The organism is Pelosinus fermentans DSM 17108, from assembly GCF_000271485.2.
Lineage (GTDB): Bacteria > Bacillota > Negativicutes > DSM-13327 > DSM-13327 > Pelosinus > Pelosinus fermentans.
The window spans coordinates 3,419,561-3,435,148 of sequence record NZ_AKVN02000001.1 but is presented as its reverse complement, the minus strand read 5'-3'; the positions used below and the strand labels follow the sequence as shown (position 1 = coordinate 3,435,148).

The 15,588-nt window shown below is 37.3% G+C and carries 14 protein-coding genes; 12 read left to right on the top strand and 2 right to left on the bottom strand.

Annotated elements, in window-relative coordinates; all coding sequences use genetic code 11:
- Nucleotides 1-18: 18 nt before the first annotated feature.
- The 8 genes from iolG (at nt 19) to FR7_RS15905 (ending at nt 8,948) form a co-directional block, all read left to right on the top strand.
- Nucleotides 19-1,038, top strand: coding sequence for an inositol 2-dehydrogenase (gene iolG / locus FR7_RS15940; protein WP_007933241.1), 1,020 nt, complete (start codon nt 19-21; stop codon nt 1,036-1,038).
- Nucleotides 1,039-1,337: 299 nt separating this feature from the next.
- Nucleotides 1,338-2,093, top strand: coding sequence for a DeoR/GlpR family DNA-binding transcription regulator (locus FR7_RS15935; protein ID WP_007933240.1), 756 nt, complete (start codon nt 1,338-1,340; stop codon nt 2,091-2,093).
- 27 nt (nt 2,094-2,120) lie between these two features.
- Nucleotides 2,121-2,966 (top strand): class II fructose-bisphosphate aldolase, encoded by an 846-nt coding sequence (locus FR7_RS15930; RefSeq protein WP_007933239.1) that lies wholly within the window; start codon nt 2,121-2,123, stop codon nt 2,964-2,966.
- Nucleotides 2,967-3,150: 184 nt separating this feature from the next.
- Complete coding sequence (locus FR7_RS15925; protein ID WP_007933238.1) at nt 3,151-4,722, top strand: acyl CoA:acetate/3-ketoacid CoA transferase; 1,572 nt, start codon at nt 3,151-3,153, stop codon at nt 4,720-4,722.
- A 99-nt stretch (nt 4,723-4,821) separates the two neighbouring features.
- Nucleotides 4,822-5,976, top strand: a complete 1,155-nt coding sequence (locus tag FR7_RS15920) for an iron-containing alcohol dehydrogenase (RefSeq protein WP_007933237.1) — start codon at nt 4,822-4,824, stop codon at nt 5,974-5,976.
- A 41-nt stretch (nt 5,977-6,017) separates the two neighbouring features.
- Nucleotides 6,018-7,034, top strand: a complete 1,017-nt coding sequence (gene iolC, locus FR7_RS15915) for a 5-dehydro-2-deoxygluconokinase (RefSeq protein ID WP_007933236.1) — start codon at nt 6,018-6,020, stop codon at nt 7,032-7,034.
- 69 nt (nt 7,035-7,103) lie between these two features.
- The gene (locus FR7_RS15910) at nt 7,104-7,964 is read left to right on the top strand and encodes a helix-turn-helix domain-containing protein (protein WP_237769538.1); all 861 of its coding nucleotides are present in this window, start codon (nt 7,104-7,106) and stop codon (nt 7,962-7,964) included.
- A gap of 240 nt (nt 7,965-8,204) precedes the next feature.
- A complete protein-coding gene (locus tag FR7_RS15905) occupies nt 8,205-8,948 on the top strand; it encodes a sulfite exporter TauE/SafE family protein (protein ID WP_007933234.1) in 744 nt (247 codons plus the stop codon).
- A gap of 194 nt (nt 8,949-9,142) precedes the next feature.
- On the opposite strand, the gene FR7_RS15900 is transcribed toward FR7_RS15905, so the two are convergent.
- Complete coding sequence (locus FR7_RS15900) at nt 9,143-10,522, bottom strand: VWA domain-containing protein (protein WP_237769537.1); 1,380 nt, start codon at nt 10,520-10,522, stop codon at nt 9,143-9,145.
- A 318-nt stretch (nt 10,523-10,840) separates the two neighbouring features.
- Here FR7_RS15900 and FR7_RS15895 point away from each other — a divergent pair, with 318 nt between their 5' ends.
- The 4 genes from FR7_RS15895 (at nt 10,841) to FR7_RS15880 (ending at nt 14,185) form a co-directional block, all read left to right on the top strand.
- Entirely contained in the window at nt 10,841-11,266 is a 426-nt protein-coding gene (locus FR7_RS15895) for a MarR family winged helix-turn-helix transcriptional regulator (RefSeq protein WP_007933232.1), read from the top strand.
- 190 nt (nt 11,267-11,456) lie between these two features.
- Nucleotides 11,457-12,194 (top strand): DUF169 domain-containing protein, encoded by a 738-nt coding sequence (locus FR7_RS15890; RefSeq protein WP_007933226.1) that lies wholly within the window; start codon nt 11,457-11,459, stop codon nt 12,192-12,194.
- 222 nt (nt 12,195-12,416) lie between these two features.
- A complete protein-coding gene (locus FR7_RS15885; RefSeq protein ID WP_007933224.1) occupies nt 12,417-12,821 on the top strand; it encodes a MarR family winged helix-turn-helix transcriptional regulator in 405 nt (134 codons plus the stop codon).
- Nucleotides 12,822-12,922: 101 nt separating this feature from the next.
- Nucleotides 12,923-14,185 (top strand): LL-diaminopimelate aminotransferase, encoded by a 1,263-nt coding sequence (locus tag FR7_RS15880; protein WP_007933223.1) that lies wholly within the window; start codon nt 12,923-12,925, stop codon nt 14,183-14,185.
- A gap of 132 nt (nt 14,186-14,317) precedes the next feature.
- On the opposite strand, the gene FR7_RS15875 is transcribed toward FR7_RS15880, so the two are convergent.
- Nucleotides 14,318-15,448: a cyclic nucleotide-binding domain-containing protein gene (locus FR7_RS15875; protein ID WP_007933222.1), complete on the bottom strand. Its 1,131-nt coding sequence runs from the start codon at nt 15,446-15,448 to the stop codon at nt 14,318-14,320.
- Nucleotides 15,449-15,588 lie beyond the last annotated feature (140 nt).

Here is a 15,588-nt window from a genome sequence, read left to right as displayed (position 1 = left end):
TTTTAGGAGGAAAAGCAAATGACAAAACAGTTAAAAATTGGCATAATCGGAATGGGCAGAATTGGTAAGCTGCATGGTAACAATTTAGCGTTTTCTGTGCCTAATTCAAAAATTGAAGCGGTAGCCGATCTCTTTCTAAATGATGAAATGCGCGCTTGGGCTCAAGGGCTGGGAGTACAGAAAATTTATAATAATCCGGCACAGATTTTTTCTGATCCGGCAATTGAAGCAGTATTCATCTGCTCATCGTCAGAAGCGCATGCCGACTTAATTATTCAAGCGGCAGCAGCAAAAAAACACATTTTCTGCGAAAAACCAATTCATACCGATGCCGATCAGATTCGCAAGGCGCTTAATGCTGTAGAAAAAGCAGGCGTTAAACTACAAGTTGGTTTTGTGCGCCGGTTTGATCATAACCACAAAAAAGTCAGAGATGTTGTAGCTTCAGGACAAATGGGAGCTCCCCATATCGTAAAAGTGACTTCTCGTGATCCTGAGCCGCAATCCATAGAATACGTAAGTACATCAGGTGGCATTTTTCTCGACATGATGATACATGATTTTGATATGGTGCGTTATCTTTCTGGTAGTGAGGTAACTGAGGTCACGGCAATCGGTGCTATTAAAATTGACGAAAGAATCCGAGAATTTTCCGATGTTGATACGGCGATTGTGCTGCTTAAATTCGAGAACGGTGCTATTGGAGTAATCGATAATAGTCGCGCTGCTCGCTATGGTTATGACCAGCGTGTTGAGGTGCATTGCGACAAAGGCTGCGTACAAGATTACAATGATCTCATTGATACGACGATAATCAGTACGAAGGACGGGGTTCGCAGCGAACGGCCAAAATGGTTTTTCCTCGAACGTTATAATCAAGCGTTTATCGCCGAAGCACAAGAATTTACGGCTGCGGTTTTAAATAATACCGAGCCTTCTGTTACAGGAATAGATGGGCTAATGCCTGTATTGATTGCCAAAGCCGCACAAAAATCATTGGATGAAGGCCGCACTGTCAAATTAACAGAATTCGCTTAATCAATGATTCGTTTTCGTTAATACAATTGTAATGATGATGTCACTGCGAAAGTTTTTTGAGGTATTGATATTCATTTGTATATAGCTTTTTGCAGTGACATCTGTTTTATGATATGGGATTGAAAGATTGAAAAATATAAAACCTAACACCGCTCTAAAGAGTAAATCAATTGGTAATTCCTACTTTTATCTTAGGTGGTATCAGTATTTTGATAAAAACGCTTATTTTAAAAGAGCAAAGGCTTTAAGTACTTGTACCTGATGAAAAAAATAGTAAGAAAATTCCATAGGTGAGGACAATGATAAAACTTAAGAGGATAGATGAAATTGAAAAATTATTACGGGAAGAGGAAATCGTGTCTCTGGATAAATTATGTGACTTATTTCAGGTGTCAAAAGCTACCATTCGTCGTGACGTTAATGAGTTAGAAAAACATGGTTCTATCAAAAAGATTTACGGCGGTATTATGCTTAGTCAAAAAGACTCACAGCAACATTTTCAACTCAGCGAAAAAAGCATAAAATGCAAAAGAAATGCTGCGAAATTAGCCAGTGACCTAGTAGTGAATGGTGATGTTATTTACATTGATTCTGGTACTACAAATATGTATTTAATTCCTTTCTTGTCAAAGCGTATGAACTTGACAATAATAACAGCCAACTTATACGTTATCAGCGCAGCGTTAGAGTATCCTCAATTAAATATTATCTCTACTGGTGGTATCCTTCATCGGCCATCCAATGCTTTTGTCGGGTCCGCTGTTATAAATTTTCTGCAAAACTACAATATCTCCAAGAGATTTTTTTCCTCTTCTGGTGTCTCACTTACCAATGGAGTTACGAGTGCTTTTCCATTAGAATATGAAATTAAACGCTACTTGATTGAGAGAGGAGAAACTAATATTTTATTACTAGATTCCTCCAAGGTAGATGTTGTGTCTTTGAAAACTTTTTGCAGATTAGATGAGTTGGATTACTTTGTTACTGATCAACGGCCATCTAAGAAGTATTGTGATTTTTTTTCTGCCAATAACGTTAGATTAATTATTGAGTAGAACTTTATATGATGAGGGGGAGAATTAATGGCACTTGTTAAAATGGATGATCTTTTAAAAAAAGCAGATATACACAAGTATGGAGTTGGTTCCTTCAGTGTTGCCAGTTTAGAAATGATAATGGGAACGATACAAGCAGCAGAAGAATTAAATGCACCGATTATTCTTCAAATTGCCGAAGGTAGGTTGAAATATTCACCGCTACATTTAATTGGGCCAGTTATGATAGACGCTGCTAAAAAAGCAAAAGTGCCAGTTGCTGTGCATTTGGATCATGGCCTAACGATAGAAACGATCAAGCAGGCACTGGATTTAGGTTTTACATCGATCATGTTTGATGGATCAAAATTGCCAGTGGAGAAAAATATTAAGAAAACCATAGAAGTTATGCAATTAGCTAAACAATATGGTGCTGTAACGGAAGCGGAATTAGGTCTTGTTGGTGGTAGTGAAGACGATTCGGAAGATTTAGAAATCATGGCAACATCCATAGAAGAAGCAAAACAGTTTTATGAATGCACTGGTGTAGATGCTTTGGCAGTAGCTATCGGTAATGCTCATGGCATTTATAAAAGTACACCTCAGTTGCAGTTTGATAGATTAAAGGAAATCGATAAAATAGTAAAGGCTCCTTTAGTTTTACATGGTGGCTCTGGTATTACTGTGGCTGATTTTAGAGCGTGCATTCAATATGGAATAGTAAAGATTAATGTAATGACAGCTACGCTTAACAAAGTGGTGGAAGGTTCCAGGAGGTTATTAGAAAAAAATCCAAAGGTAGACTACTTTACCTATCATCAACAGACAATTCAATCTGCCTATGAAAGTGTGACCGATCACATTAAAGCGTTTCAAAGTGAGAATCAAGCTTAAAATTATGATACTTCGATAATCGTAGATAAGGAGTATTGCAATAAAACTTGGGGTGGGAATGCTTATTCCACTAATATTACTTGGGCTTCCTTCCCAATAGACTGTAGTAAAATGAGTAAAGTTTATCATCATATTTGTTTATGTTAGGTATAATTTTACTTATATATAGAGAGAGGGGTGTGTTATGGTCCAGATAATAAGTGCGGCAGAAGCGGCTAACCTCATTAAAGATGCTGCTACCGTTGCTACAAGTGGCTTTGTTGGCAGTGCAATTCCTGAGGCGCTAACTGCTGCGTTGGAAGAACGATTTCTTAAAGAAGAAAAACCGCGTAATTTAACCCTTGTTTATTGTGCTGGACAAGGTGATGGCAAGGATGGCGGTGCCAATCATTTTGGTCACGAGAATATGATGAAAAGGGTAGTCGGCGGACATTTTAATACAGCTCCAAAGTTGAGCCAATTAGCCGTTGATGAAAAGATTGAAGCGTATAATTTTCCTCAAGGGACGCTTACCCATTGGTTTCGTAACGTAGCTGGCAAAAAGCCAGGTGTTATAACGAAAGTCGGTTTGAATACCTTTGTTGATCCAAGAATTGAAGGCGGGAAATTAAACAAAAAAACCACAGAGGATCTTGTGGAAGTTATTCAATTAGGTGGCGAAGAATGGCTATGGTATAAGCCTTTTCCAGTTGATGTGGCTTTAATCCGGGGAACTTCTGCAGATGAAAGGGGCAATATCTCCATTGAAAAGGAAGCTGTTTCATTAGAGATTCTCTCCATCGCCCAAGCTGCTAAAAATTCGGGTGGCATTGTTATCGTACAAGTAGAGCGTATCGTTAAAGCTGGTAGTTTACATCCAATGAATGTAAAAGTCCCAGGAATTATTGTTGACTATATTGTGGTATCAGAACCAGCCAATCACAAGCAGACCTTTATTGAACAGTATAATCCTGCTTATTCAGGGGAGATATGTGTATCATCCTTGTCAGATAATTGTTTTATGGCTTTAGACGAACGCAAGGTTATTGCCCGTCGTGCTGCTATGGAGCTGATTCCCAATGCGATTGTGAATCTTGGCATTGGTATTCCAGAAGGGGTATCAATGATAGCAAACGAAGAAGGTATGGGGGACACTATGACCCTTACCGTTGAAGCTGGTCCAGTGGGGGGGATTCCTGCTGGTAGTTTAAATTTTGGCGCTTCTAGTAATTCGGAGGCCATATTAGACCAACCTTATCAATTTGACTTTTATGATGGTGGCGGTCTGGATTTAGCTTTTCTGGGATTAGCTGAAGCCGATCAACATGGCAATATTAATGTAAGTAAATTTAAGGGCCGTGTGGCTGGCTGTGGTGGTTTTATTAACATTACCCAGAATACAAAAGAAGTAATTTTCCTTGGAACCTTTATGGCAGGAGGATTAAAGATTAAGGTTGCGGATGGTAAATTAAACATCATTACAGAAGGACGAAATAAAAAATTTCTAGATCATGTGGAGCAGATTACTTTCAGTGGTAAATATGCGCAGGATAATCAACAATCTGTCATGTATATTACGGAACGTGCTGTATTTCGCTTAACATCTGCTGGTATGGTGTTGACTGAAATCGCTCCGGGGATCAATCTGGAAACGGATGTATTAGCCCATATGGACTTTAAACCGATTATCTCTCCTGAGCTGAAAACGATGGATTATCGCATTTTCAGAAATGAAAAAATGGGGCTTGGTGAGATGGTGTCCAGATGTGGAAAGTGATAAAAATTCGCCTTACAGGGCCAAAGTAATGTAAAAATATGATTGAAAATGTAATGAAAATAATAATTAAGCATGTGAATGCACAAAGGGATGATAATTATGGCAAATGTATTTTTAATTCCTCGTACGATTATTACGGGGAAAGAAGCATTGGCAAAATCGGCTTCTTATTTAAAAAGGTCTGGGAAAAAAGCACTTATTGTTACTGATAAAATCATGGTTACGATTGGAAATGTACAGAAATTAAGTAACATATTGAATGAACAGAATATTGAATATGAAATATTTGCAGAAATCAATAGTGAACCTACCGATAAAATGGTTTATCAAGGGGTTAAAACGTATAAAGAAACGAAATGTGATTTTCTGATCGCTATAGGCGGGGGCAGTCCGATTGATACGATGAAAGCAATTGGTGCCATGCTGACAAATCCAGGAACATTAGCCGACTATATGGGAAAAGAAATCACTACGCTGCCCCCTACGTTAATTGCCATACCAACAACGGCTGGAACTGGTTCAGAGGCGACCCAATTCACCATCATATCAGATACACAAACTGAGGTAAAAATGCTGCTAAAAGGAGCCCCCTTATTACCTGCATTAGCGATTGTAGATCCAGAGTTAACCCTTACTTCACCGCCCAACGTTACGGCAGCGACTGGCATTGATGCTTTAACTCATGCCATAGAAGCCTATACATCGAAGAAATCCCAGCCGATGTCAGATACTTTTGCAGTGTCAGCAGTTAAAAGGGTTTTTAAAAATTTGTTAACAGCATATAAAGATGGCAAGGACATGGAAGCAAGGAAAGAAATGTCCATAGCTGCACTTGAAGCTGGTATTGCTTTTAATAACTCTTCCGTAACAATCGTCCATGGAATGAGCAGGCCTATAGGAGCACTTTTTCATGTGCCTCACGGTTTATCAAATGCAATGCTGCTTTCAGAATGTTTAAAATTTGCATTGGCTGGAACTCCGGAACGGTTTTGTGATTTAGCAAGAGCAACGGGAATTTATGAAAACAATATGAGTGACTTGCAAGGCGGGCAAGCCTTTATAACAGAAGTAGAAAAATTATGCGCTCAATTGCAGGTTAGCACACCGGAACAGTTTGGCGTAGATAAGAAAAAATTCTTTGATCAGTTAGATAAGATGGCGGAAGATGCCTTAAAGAGCGGCAGCCCGCAAAATACAATAAGAAACGTTGGAAAAGAAGACATAATCAATATTTACAAATCGTTATGGAAGTAAATTGATAAAAGATAAATACAAAGCAAAAAAAGGAGGATAAAATGAAACATCTTGAATTTGATAACAGCAGAAAATTTGACATTGTACCGATAGGGAGAGCCGCAATTGACTTTAATCCTGTGGATATAAATAGAACCCTTGCCGAAAGTACAACTTTTAAAAAGTACCTAGGTGGATCGCCAGCTAATATAGCAGTAGGTTTAGCTAGATTAGGTAAAAAAGTAGGATTCATAGGAAAAGTATCAAAAGATCGATTTGGCGAATTTATTATTGATTATTTTAATAAAGAAGGAATCGATACATCACAAATTTATAAGGCAAAAAATGGTGAATCATTAGGTCTTACTTTCACGGAAATATTGAGCCCTACGGAAAGTAGCATTCTCATGTATCGAAATGACATTGCTGATTTAAGTTTAGCAGTAGAAGAAATTGATGAAGAGTATATAAAAAATGTGAAAGCAATTGTTGTATCCGGAACTGCATTGGCAAAAAGCCCTTCCAGGGAAGCCGTATTAAAGGTTTTGGAATATGCGAAGAAACACAACACCGTGGTTATTTTTGATGTTGATTATCGTGCATATTCATGGCTGAATAAAGACGAGATTGCCATTTATTATTCTATCGTTGGTAAGAGCAGTGATTTAATTATAGGATCAAGAGAAGAGTTTGATCTGATGCAAGGACTGATGACCAAAGAAAGCAGTGATGAAGAGACTGCGAAACGATGGCTTGCATATGGAAATAAAATTGTTGTGATTAAGCATGGAAAAGATGGTTCAACCGCTTACACGACAGATGGAAAAAAATATAATATTAAACCATTTCCCGTTAAACTTCTTAAATCCTTTGGCGGAGGCGACGCTTATGCATCAGCCTTTATCTATGGACTGCTGGAAGGTTGGGACATGATTGACTGTTTAGAATTTGGCAGTGCATCGGCTGCTATGTTGGTGGCAAGTCATAGCTGCTCAGAAGCAATGCCGACAGCAGATGAAGTAAAAGAATTTATCAGAGAAAGCAAGGAAAAATACGGTGACATGGTAGCAAGAATGTAGTAGAGATTATTGAAAATTACATAGGAATTCTTTAAAGTGTTAGAAGGTGTTGCTATGATACAATGTTTTATGAAACCAGATTATATTTCCCATTTTAAAAATGGGAAATTGCCTCGTCTATTTTCAGCCAGCAAGATAGATGCTAGTTACAGCGTGTATCCACGTATCTTGCATAAACATGAAGACATGCTGGAAATCCTGTTAGTACGCAGTGGCAGTGGCGTATACATTGTGGATGAAAAGCGCTATTCCATTCAAAAAGGCGATATCATCATTTGCAATTGCAATGTTCTGCATGATGAGGACCCTACTCAGAGCAAAAACTTGAATACTTATTGCTGTACATTGACGAATGTAGAGATCACGGGATTTGATAAAAACTGTTTGATTCACAAAGCAGCTTGCCCGGTTGTTCACAGTAATGAATTGTTTGAAACGATGGGCAATTTGATGGGTATGATTTACTTTTTGCTGGCATCGGACATAGAGCAAATGGAAGAAACTTGCTCTTATCTTGCTGTTTCCTTAGTAGCACTGTTAATGCAAATCATCCACAAAACTGAAATGGAAGACCCGGCTAAGAAAAAAAGCACCTATGAACTGTTGGGCATTCGTATCAAGCAATATATTGACACTCATTACGATGAACCGCTTACGCTGCAATCCATCAGTGATGCAATGCGTATCAATCCATATTATCTGGCACATGTATTTAAAGATACAATCGGCTATTCTCCCATGAAATACACCATGCGCCGCCGCATTGGTGAAGCGCAGAGCCTGCTGATTACTACACGATACTCCGTTACACAGATTGCTAATATTGTTGGTTATGATAATCCAAATCATTTTAATATTCTCTTTACGAAATACGTGGGTATGCCTCCCAGCAAATATCGCAATTTATATACCAAGGAAAAAAATAAATAAAAGGATCTGCTATATAATCGTTGATTTTATGCTTAGAGACTGGTTCATTTAGAAATAGTCTCTTATTTTTTTATAAAGAAAAATTCGTTGCTGTTTGATAATTAACCGATTTTTCATGACGAATTTTACAGTTCTTTTATCCTGGTGGTGGAACGACAGCAATACGATCCATTCATTATCTTAAAGAACTCTTTTCCGGAGATCGTTAGTTAATATATTAATGCAAAGGAAGAACCTTACATGATGTCTATTACACTAGCTATTTACATCTTTATAGTACAATTTATGTCTTTTATTATCAAGGGACTAGTTGGTTTTGGAAACCCTCTTTTATCTAATCCGCTAATGGCAATGCAATTAGACAATAAGGTCATTACACCTGCGAACCTTTTACTGGATACACCGATTAATGCTTGGATTGTATGGAAAAATCGCAAAGCTTTTTCCATAAAGAAAACCATGCCTGTTGTCATTCTCATTATGTTGGGGGTCATTCCGGGCACGTTATTTTTAAAAATGGGGTCTCCGTGGATCATTAAAGTATTACTCGGTGTATTTATTATTGGGTTGGGTATAGAAATGGTCATTAGGGATCGCAGTCAAACAATAAAATCGAACAGAGTTCTAAAGATCATCATATCCATTTCCTCTGGTTTCATGGCAGGTTTGTTTGGCATTAATATGCTATTTTTAACTTATTTTGAACGAACTGCTATAGATCGAAACGAATTTCGCAGTAATGTATGCTTTGTATTTCTCTTTGAAAATGTATTTCGCTTTTTTGTCTATGCAGTAACAGGAGTATTTCAACCAATCGTTTTTCAAATTTTTGCCATATCGATACCTGCAGCAGTACTGGGAGTGCTTGTGGGCAGTAAAATTGATAAAAAAGTAGATGAAAAAATTATAAATAAGTTGGTGATTACTACTTTTATTTTGGGTGGTTTTAGTATTTTTGTTAAAGCTCTTATCTTTAAAGAGTAAGTGCTTCAAAATATTTGTACTTGATAAAAATACTAAAGAGAGCTGCTTAATTGAAGAACTGGCTCTAAGAGAAGAAATATGATCTTCTAGCAATATTTTCATTATAAGAACTACAGAAGCAGGAAGTGACACCCCATCATAAGGTGTCACTTCTTTAAAACTAACGCAAATTTTTATCGAACCGAACAAGCTGCTTATTTGACCAGAACTTTGTTCTTAACAGCTTTTTTCACCCATTCAGGGTATTCTTCTAAGAGTAAATCGTATAGTTCATCATCTGCGATCTGCGCTGGATCTTCGACACTGAAAAAATTCGCATTATCGATGAATCGCCCTTCCATCTCGTCCAATTCTTCTAGAAAAGTAAAGCTCGTGCGAGCCAATAATTGGGATCTATCAAGCTCTTTCCGCTTCTTACGATCTTTCTTGGATTTCCCGATGGCCATAAACTGCCAAAAAATCGGCTCATAAGAGGAATCTTTTATTTGCGCACGAGTTTTATTTTCGTCACTAGTCGCTCCATCTGTAATAAACATGACATATACTGGTAAGGCTTGGGGAAAGGGTGTTTTGCGAGATGGTGCTTCTTTGAAGTAATGTTCACGAATCAGCTTCATGCCTTTGCTATAATAGGTTCCTCCCTCCAATGGGTATTTCTTGTTCATCCGATCGACAAATCCACTAAAATTATCAACTGTCAATTCTCCGACATTATGTGCATTTTGGCCAAACAAAAAAATATCAATTGCTCCATCATCATCAAAGCGCGTTGCCAGCGCGAGAATTCGCTCGGCGAATTCCTGAATCTTGCCCTTCTTATATAGGCTGCTCATCGAACCTGAAATATCCAAGCACAGCGCAACCTTTGCATCATGATTTTTCAATCCAACTTTTTCTAAGGATATTTTTGCTTTTTTAGCTAAATTTAACAATCGAGGCGCTTGCTTTTCTAACTTTTTCTCTAACTCGATTTTCTTTACAGAATCACTTTGATTGGAGACTGAGTCTGCAGAAACTTCTCCGCCAAAGTGCTCAAGGAGAACGCCTAATCCACCGTTAAAGCCTTTTCCTACGGCATTAATTCTCCACATATTTTTATAATAGATTTCAGATAGGATAATTGTCTTTTCATTTTTAAAATCATTACCGGTAAACTCATAGGAAAAGAGTATTTGTCCCTGGGTTTTAAAGCGAATATAGCTCGGTAATATTTCTGACATTGTCCCTTCGCCATCAATCGTTGCCGTAAATACCAAATTATGCACTGTAGGCGCCATTTTGGCTAGGTTGATTACAAAACTTACTGCCTGATTATTTGTTCCTTGCAAACAAATTTCATTTCCTGGGGATTTTGTTTGGTTATAAAAAATCATGTAACGATCATCCGATAGCTTCCGTTGGTCATCTAGTCCAAAACAAGCGATATCAATCAATTGCTGGGATTGCAGCTGCACCTCGACTTCTAACTGTGATGACAGCATACTATCCGGTACTTGTATCCTTTCTCCAGTAATGAGTAGTCTCATCATTTCTGAGCGTATTCCCAACAGGTATACGCAACCTCCCTTCATCATTTACGTTGATTGTTTTATCAAAAAGCAATCCTTTTCCAACTTCTACTTATACAATGTAATTGATTTATCCTTTATCGTTCTTTGTAAATATTACAGAAATTTTAATCATTTGCGAATGGGCATAGGATGAAAAATTGTTGTGTGTGGTCAATAATTTGGATGAAAATTCGTTATACTAAATGAGAGTTCTTTTAGAAAACGAAAAAGGTCGATTTTGACACTATCAATTCTGATATATTTCCAGGAAATTACCTATTGACCTATTATTCTTATGTGAGTATAATAAAGTTGTCAAGACAACTAAAGTGGTGATATAAATTGGATTTTAAATTAGATGATTCATTGGGATTTATTCTAAATAAGACAAATACAAAACTTAAGAATGAATTATTTCAGCGATTCAAAGAATATGATGTTACGCCAGAGCAATGGGCTGTTCTCAACTGTTTATGGGAACAAGAAGGTGTTACCCCTAAAGAGTTGGCAGATCGTATCTTTAAAGATAAGCCAAATACTAACCGTATTCTTGAAAAGTTGCAAATGAAAGAATTGATTGTACGAAAACTTCATCCAATCGATAAAAGAGCTTATCAAATCTTTCTGACGGATCGAGGCTGGGCATTAAAGAAGGAATTAATTCCTAAAGTTATGCAATTACTAGAGACGGCAGCAATAGGAATCGAAAAACATAAAATACTAGAAATGAAAAAACTGTTAAATCAAATATATGATAATCTTACGTAGTTATTTTTTATCAATTTAGTTGCCGTGACAACTAAATTAAATATTACGGTAATCATTCCGGCTCATTAGAAACGCAGCTTCCTAGACAGATAGACTGTTTAAAATCACACTTATACAGATATCCTAGTAAAGACAAGTACTGTTTTTAGAATGCCATTATAGAAATATAAAATAAAGTGAGGTAAAGAACATGGAGAGTCGTTTAGTGAAAGAATTGAGCTTGCGTTATGAACCAGTAGCTGTTTTGCTTAGTAATGAAAAACCAGAAGGGGCGCTTCAAAGTAAAGAAGGAAAGTGGAGCTGTATTATTCCGTTATTGATTGCGGCAGCCAAAGGAAAAACATCTGTTTTTGAACGTAAAACCACAGGATGCCTTGGGGGCAAAGCAGGATTAGGATTTGGTCAATTTCCTAATTATCCAGATGGGATTGAATATTTTTTGTCAGTTGGTAAAAGTGGACTATTTGAGGGAGAAGGATATTTAAAAGATCCAGAGCTAGGGGGAAATTTCGTTGAGTGCTTACCAATAACTGACATTCCCTATCAGTATGTCATCTTTAAGCCTTTGTCACAAGTTGAGGTGACGACGGAAGTACCTGAGTTAATCATATTTTATGTGAATACAGATCAGTTATCGGCACTTACGGTACTTGCAAACTATTATAGACCGGGAATTGAAAATGTGATGATACCTTTTAGCTCAGGGTGTCAGTCTGTTTTTCTTGTACCCTACGCGGAAGCACAGAAGGAAAATCCAAGAGCGGTAGTGGGTTTGACGGATATTACAGTGCGCCCCATGGTCGAAGCTGACATGCTGTCATTTTCTGTTCCATATAAGATGTTTCTGGATCTAGAAGAAAATATAGAAGGAAGTTTCCTAGAGAAACACTTGTGGCACAGAGTAGCGGCGAGAATAGAAAAAAAGTAAATGGGTGTATCTAAAAAATAATGTAAGTCTAAAAGAGACAGCGAGGTTCAAGTTAGTGTAAAAACTAATGATGAACTTCGCTGTTAGAATTATATTTAGTATATCCTGGAATTGACAAATAGTTATTTGTATGATACAAATAACTATAAGAACGATGGGGAGTGAAAAGAAATAGTTAGTGAAGAAGAAAAATACAATCGTTGTGTAGAAGACATAGGTGAGTTGCTGCAAAAGACGGTACGAACGTTTCAAATTTTGGAGAGAGAACAGATTAAAATATCTGGTTTTACCAGCTCTCAATGTTATATATTACTAGAAATATATAAACACCAGAGCCTTTCCATTAATGAAATTAGTAAAAAAATGCACCTTGAAATTAGTACAATTACTAGAATTATGAACAATTTAGTTCGGGATGACCTTATCCTTCGTAAAAGAGGGGTATCTGATAAACGAGTTGTAGAGGCAGTTCTTACAGAGAAAGGTAAAGAGATTGCGCTGCAATTGCAGAAAAGCATTGAAAATTATTATAAAGATATCATATCGAACCTGCCGCGTGGTCATGTCCGCGAAGTCATGGGGGCGGTAGAATTGCTTGTAACCGCTTTAGAAAAAGCTAAGTATTAATAGGCAAAGGGAATGCATTAGAGAGGTTTTGTAGGATACTTGTATCATACAAATAGTATACATCTGTAGGAAATGAAGTAAATGACACAGGAGTCAATTACTTGAATAAAAGGAAGGGATTGAGTGTGATGGAGAATTTTATTCAGCGATTATTCGCGGAGCGAATCGGTGGAAGTAATTTTGGGAACGATGCAGTCCTATACAAATTTGAAAAAATAAAACGAGCCAAAAGAGAGGCGTGTAAAAACAATCCTAATGTGAGATTGATTGATCTTGGAGTGGGTGAACCAGATTGGATGGCAGAGGATGACGTTGTAGAAGTCCTATACAATCAAGCCAAGTTGAGAGAAAATAGAGGGTATACTGATAATGGCATCCAAGAATTTAAAGATGCTGCTGTTCAGTATATGGAGAATGTTTATCAAGTGCATGGCCTTAATTCAGCTAATGAAGTAAATCATGGAATTGGTTCCAAGTCGATTTTGGCACTTTTGCCGCTAGCTTTTATTAATCCTGGTGATATTACGATTATGACGGTGCCTGGATATCCTGTTATGGGAACGATGACGAAAGGCTTAGGGGGAGAGGTAGTCAATTTACCACTCTTAGCTGCTAACAATTATTTGCCTGATTTAGATTCCTTGACCTTAGAACAACGCCGTAGAGCGAAATTGCTCTATATTAACTATCCGAATAATCCAACCGGAGCTACAGCGACTAAAGAGTTCTTTGAAAAAGTTGTACAGTTTGCTAAAACAAACAAGATCATTGTTGTATCCGATGCTGCCTATGCAGCACTTACTTTTGAAGGAGAGCGCCCGCTTAGCTTTTTGTCTGTGGAAGGCGCTAAAGATGTGGGAGTAGAAATTCATTCCTTATCCAAGGCGTTCAATATGACGGGATGGCGACTGGCCTTTGTATGTGGCAATCCAATCGTGATTAAAGGTTTTGCAACGATCAAAGATGATAATGACTCCGGTCAGTTCGCTGCAATCCAAAAGGCAGGCGTTTATTGTTTGCAGCATCCCGAAATAACGGAAAAAACTGCTTTGAAATATTCCCGTCGACATACATTATTAGTAAATGCACTAAAACGTATCGGTTTTTCAGTCAGGAAGCCTAAAGCATCATTTTACCTGTATGTCGCCATTCCTAAACGTACTCAAGATGGAAGATGTTTTGTATCAGCAGCAGATTTTTCAGATTTTTTAATTCGGGAAAAACTAATTTCGACAGTTCCATGGGATGACGCAGGAGCATATATTCGATTTTCCGTTACTTTTGAAGCAAAGAATGAAGAGGAAGAGAAAAAGATCATTAATGAGATCACAGAGCGCTTAGGTGAAGTAAATTTTGCTTTTTAATACATGGTGGAGCAAGGATTTTAATTAATATTAGTAAATTACCGCTACGACTTGAACTATTCCTCGTATCAAGTGTAGCGGTAATTTTATTTGTGATTGCTTATAGAGAAGTGATTAGATAAAATTAGTTATTTAACGTTTTTTGTATCTAGCTTTATTGTCCAATTCTAGGTTTTGTATTATTTTATTTGCAATATCGGGATAAGAATGGAGGAATTTGGGGAAAGCCAAGCTGGATAATACCAATAATTCTGTATCTGTGACTGAAATAATATCTTCCGTGTGCATTGGATGATGAACTAAACCGTTTGCGCCGAAGGATTGTCCGGGTAAGATGACATGACTATCTGGCTGTGATGCATGTAGTGATTTTAGATTGCCCGAAATCAAGATATTGAGTGCATAACTTGTATCATCTTGAAAAGTAAGATGATCGCCTGGATGGCATTGCACGACTATGCCGCAGCAATGTATGAACTTTATTGCCTCCTCTTCAGATAATCCTTGTAATAGAGGGATCGTTTGATTAGGTGAAGCTCCAAAACGAGCATGTAAAAACATCCATAAATCTTCTTGGTTGACTAGTTGACTGTTTATTATATTTGAAGTTTCGATAAATTCTGTATTAAACCATTTTAGGGCTTGATTGTCCAAGCAATTTCTTTTCCGTGCCTGACGAAAAAAAGGAGAGCGTACCGTTCGTAAATGTTCAATGTCATCTACCAATAAGACATAAGGAGCTAGCAAGCCATAACCATCATCAACGAAATTTCTTCCAAAACGGCGGAAGCCAAATTGTTCGTAGAGTCGCAACAAATGGAACGTGCAAACACCAAAATTAAACGGTACTTGCTCTTTGCAACAAAGTTCATAACTCTTTGATGAAAGCAAATAAGATACAGTTGAGTTTCGATAAGATTGTGATACCATAAATTTTGAGGTGTATGCAAATTTTTGATTGTTTTTGCTAAATTGTGCAAACCTTTTTAAGGAAAGAACTTGTACCCAAAATGGGGAGAAATCTGAAAGTAACCCTATATTGATTCTTAATGTGCCGATCAGTTCTGATCCGGACTTAGCGTATAGGAGTACGCCCCAATCATCTAGCTCATCAAATAATAATTTTTTACAATGATCCATATTAGGGAAACTCTTGGACATTTCTTCAGCATAAATTTGATAACGTAAACGGTAAATTTCTAGTTTTTCCTCTGGAGTCGTGGCAATACCTAAAGTTACTGTTTCTGATTGATTAATTGTCATAATTTGTCTCTCCCTTTTAATAATAGTCATTAGCGTAAGACGATTTGTAAAATAGCGTTACGTTTTCATAACTATCACCCCCTAATTAGGGGGATACGGAGAAACAGCAATTAACCCTTGCAAAAAATGTATTAATTTGT

Excerpts from the sequence above, each read along its gene's own strand:
- FR7_RS15905 (WP_007933234.1), top strand. The coding sequence starts at position 8,205 with ATGATGTCTATTACACTAGCTATTTACATCTTTATAGTACAATTTATG.
- iolC (WP_007933236.1), top strand. The coding sequence starts at position 6,018 with ATGAAACATCTTGAATTTGATAACAGCAGAAAATTTGACATTGTACCG.
- iolG (WP_007933241.1), top strand. The coding sequence starts at position 19 with ATGACAAAACAGTTAAAAATTGGCATAATCGGAATGGGCAGAATTGGT.
- FR7_RS15930 (WP_007933239.1), top strand. The coding sequence starts at position 2,121 with ATGGCACTTGTTAAAATGGATGATCTTTTAAAAAAAGCAGATATACAC.
- FR7_RS15890 (WP_007933226.1), top strand. The coding sequence starts at position 11,457 with ATGGAGAGTCGTTTAGTGAAAGAATTGAGCTTGCGTTATGAACCAGTA.
- FR7_RS15900 (WP_237769537.1), bottom strand. The coding sequence starts at position 10,522 with ATGATGAAGGGAGGTTGCGTATACCTGTTGGGAATACGCTCAGAAATG.
- FR7_RS15910 (WP_237769538.1), top strand. The coding sequence starts at position 7,104 with ATGAAACCAGATTATATTTCCCATTTTAAAAATGGGAAATTGCCTCGT.
- FR7_RS15875 (WP_007933222.1), bottom strand. The coding sequence starts at position 15,448 with ATGACAATTAATCAATCAGAAACAGTAACTTTAGGTATTGCCACGACT.
- FR7_RS15935 (WP_007933240.1), top strand. The coding sequence starts at position 1,338 with ATGATAAAACTTAAGAGGATAGATGAAATTGAAAAATTATTACGGGAA.
- FR7_RS15920 (WP_007933237.1), top strand. The coding sequence starts at position 4,822 with ATGGCAAATGTATTTTTAATTCCTCGTACGATTATTACGGGGAAAGAA.
- FR7_RS15925 (WP_007933238.1), top strand. The coding sequence starts at position 3,151 with ATGGTCCAGATAATAAGTGCGGCAGAAGCGGCTAACCTCATTAAAGAT.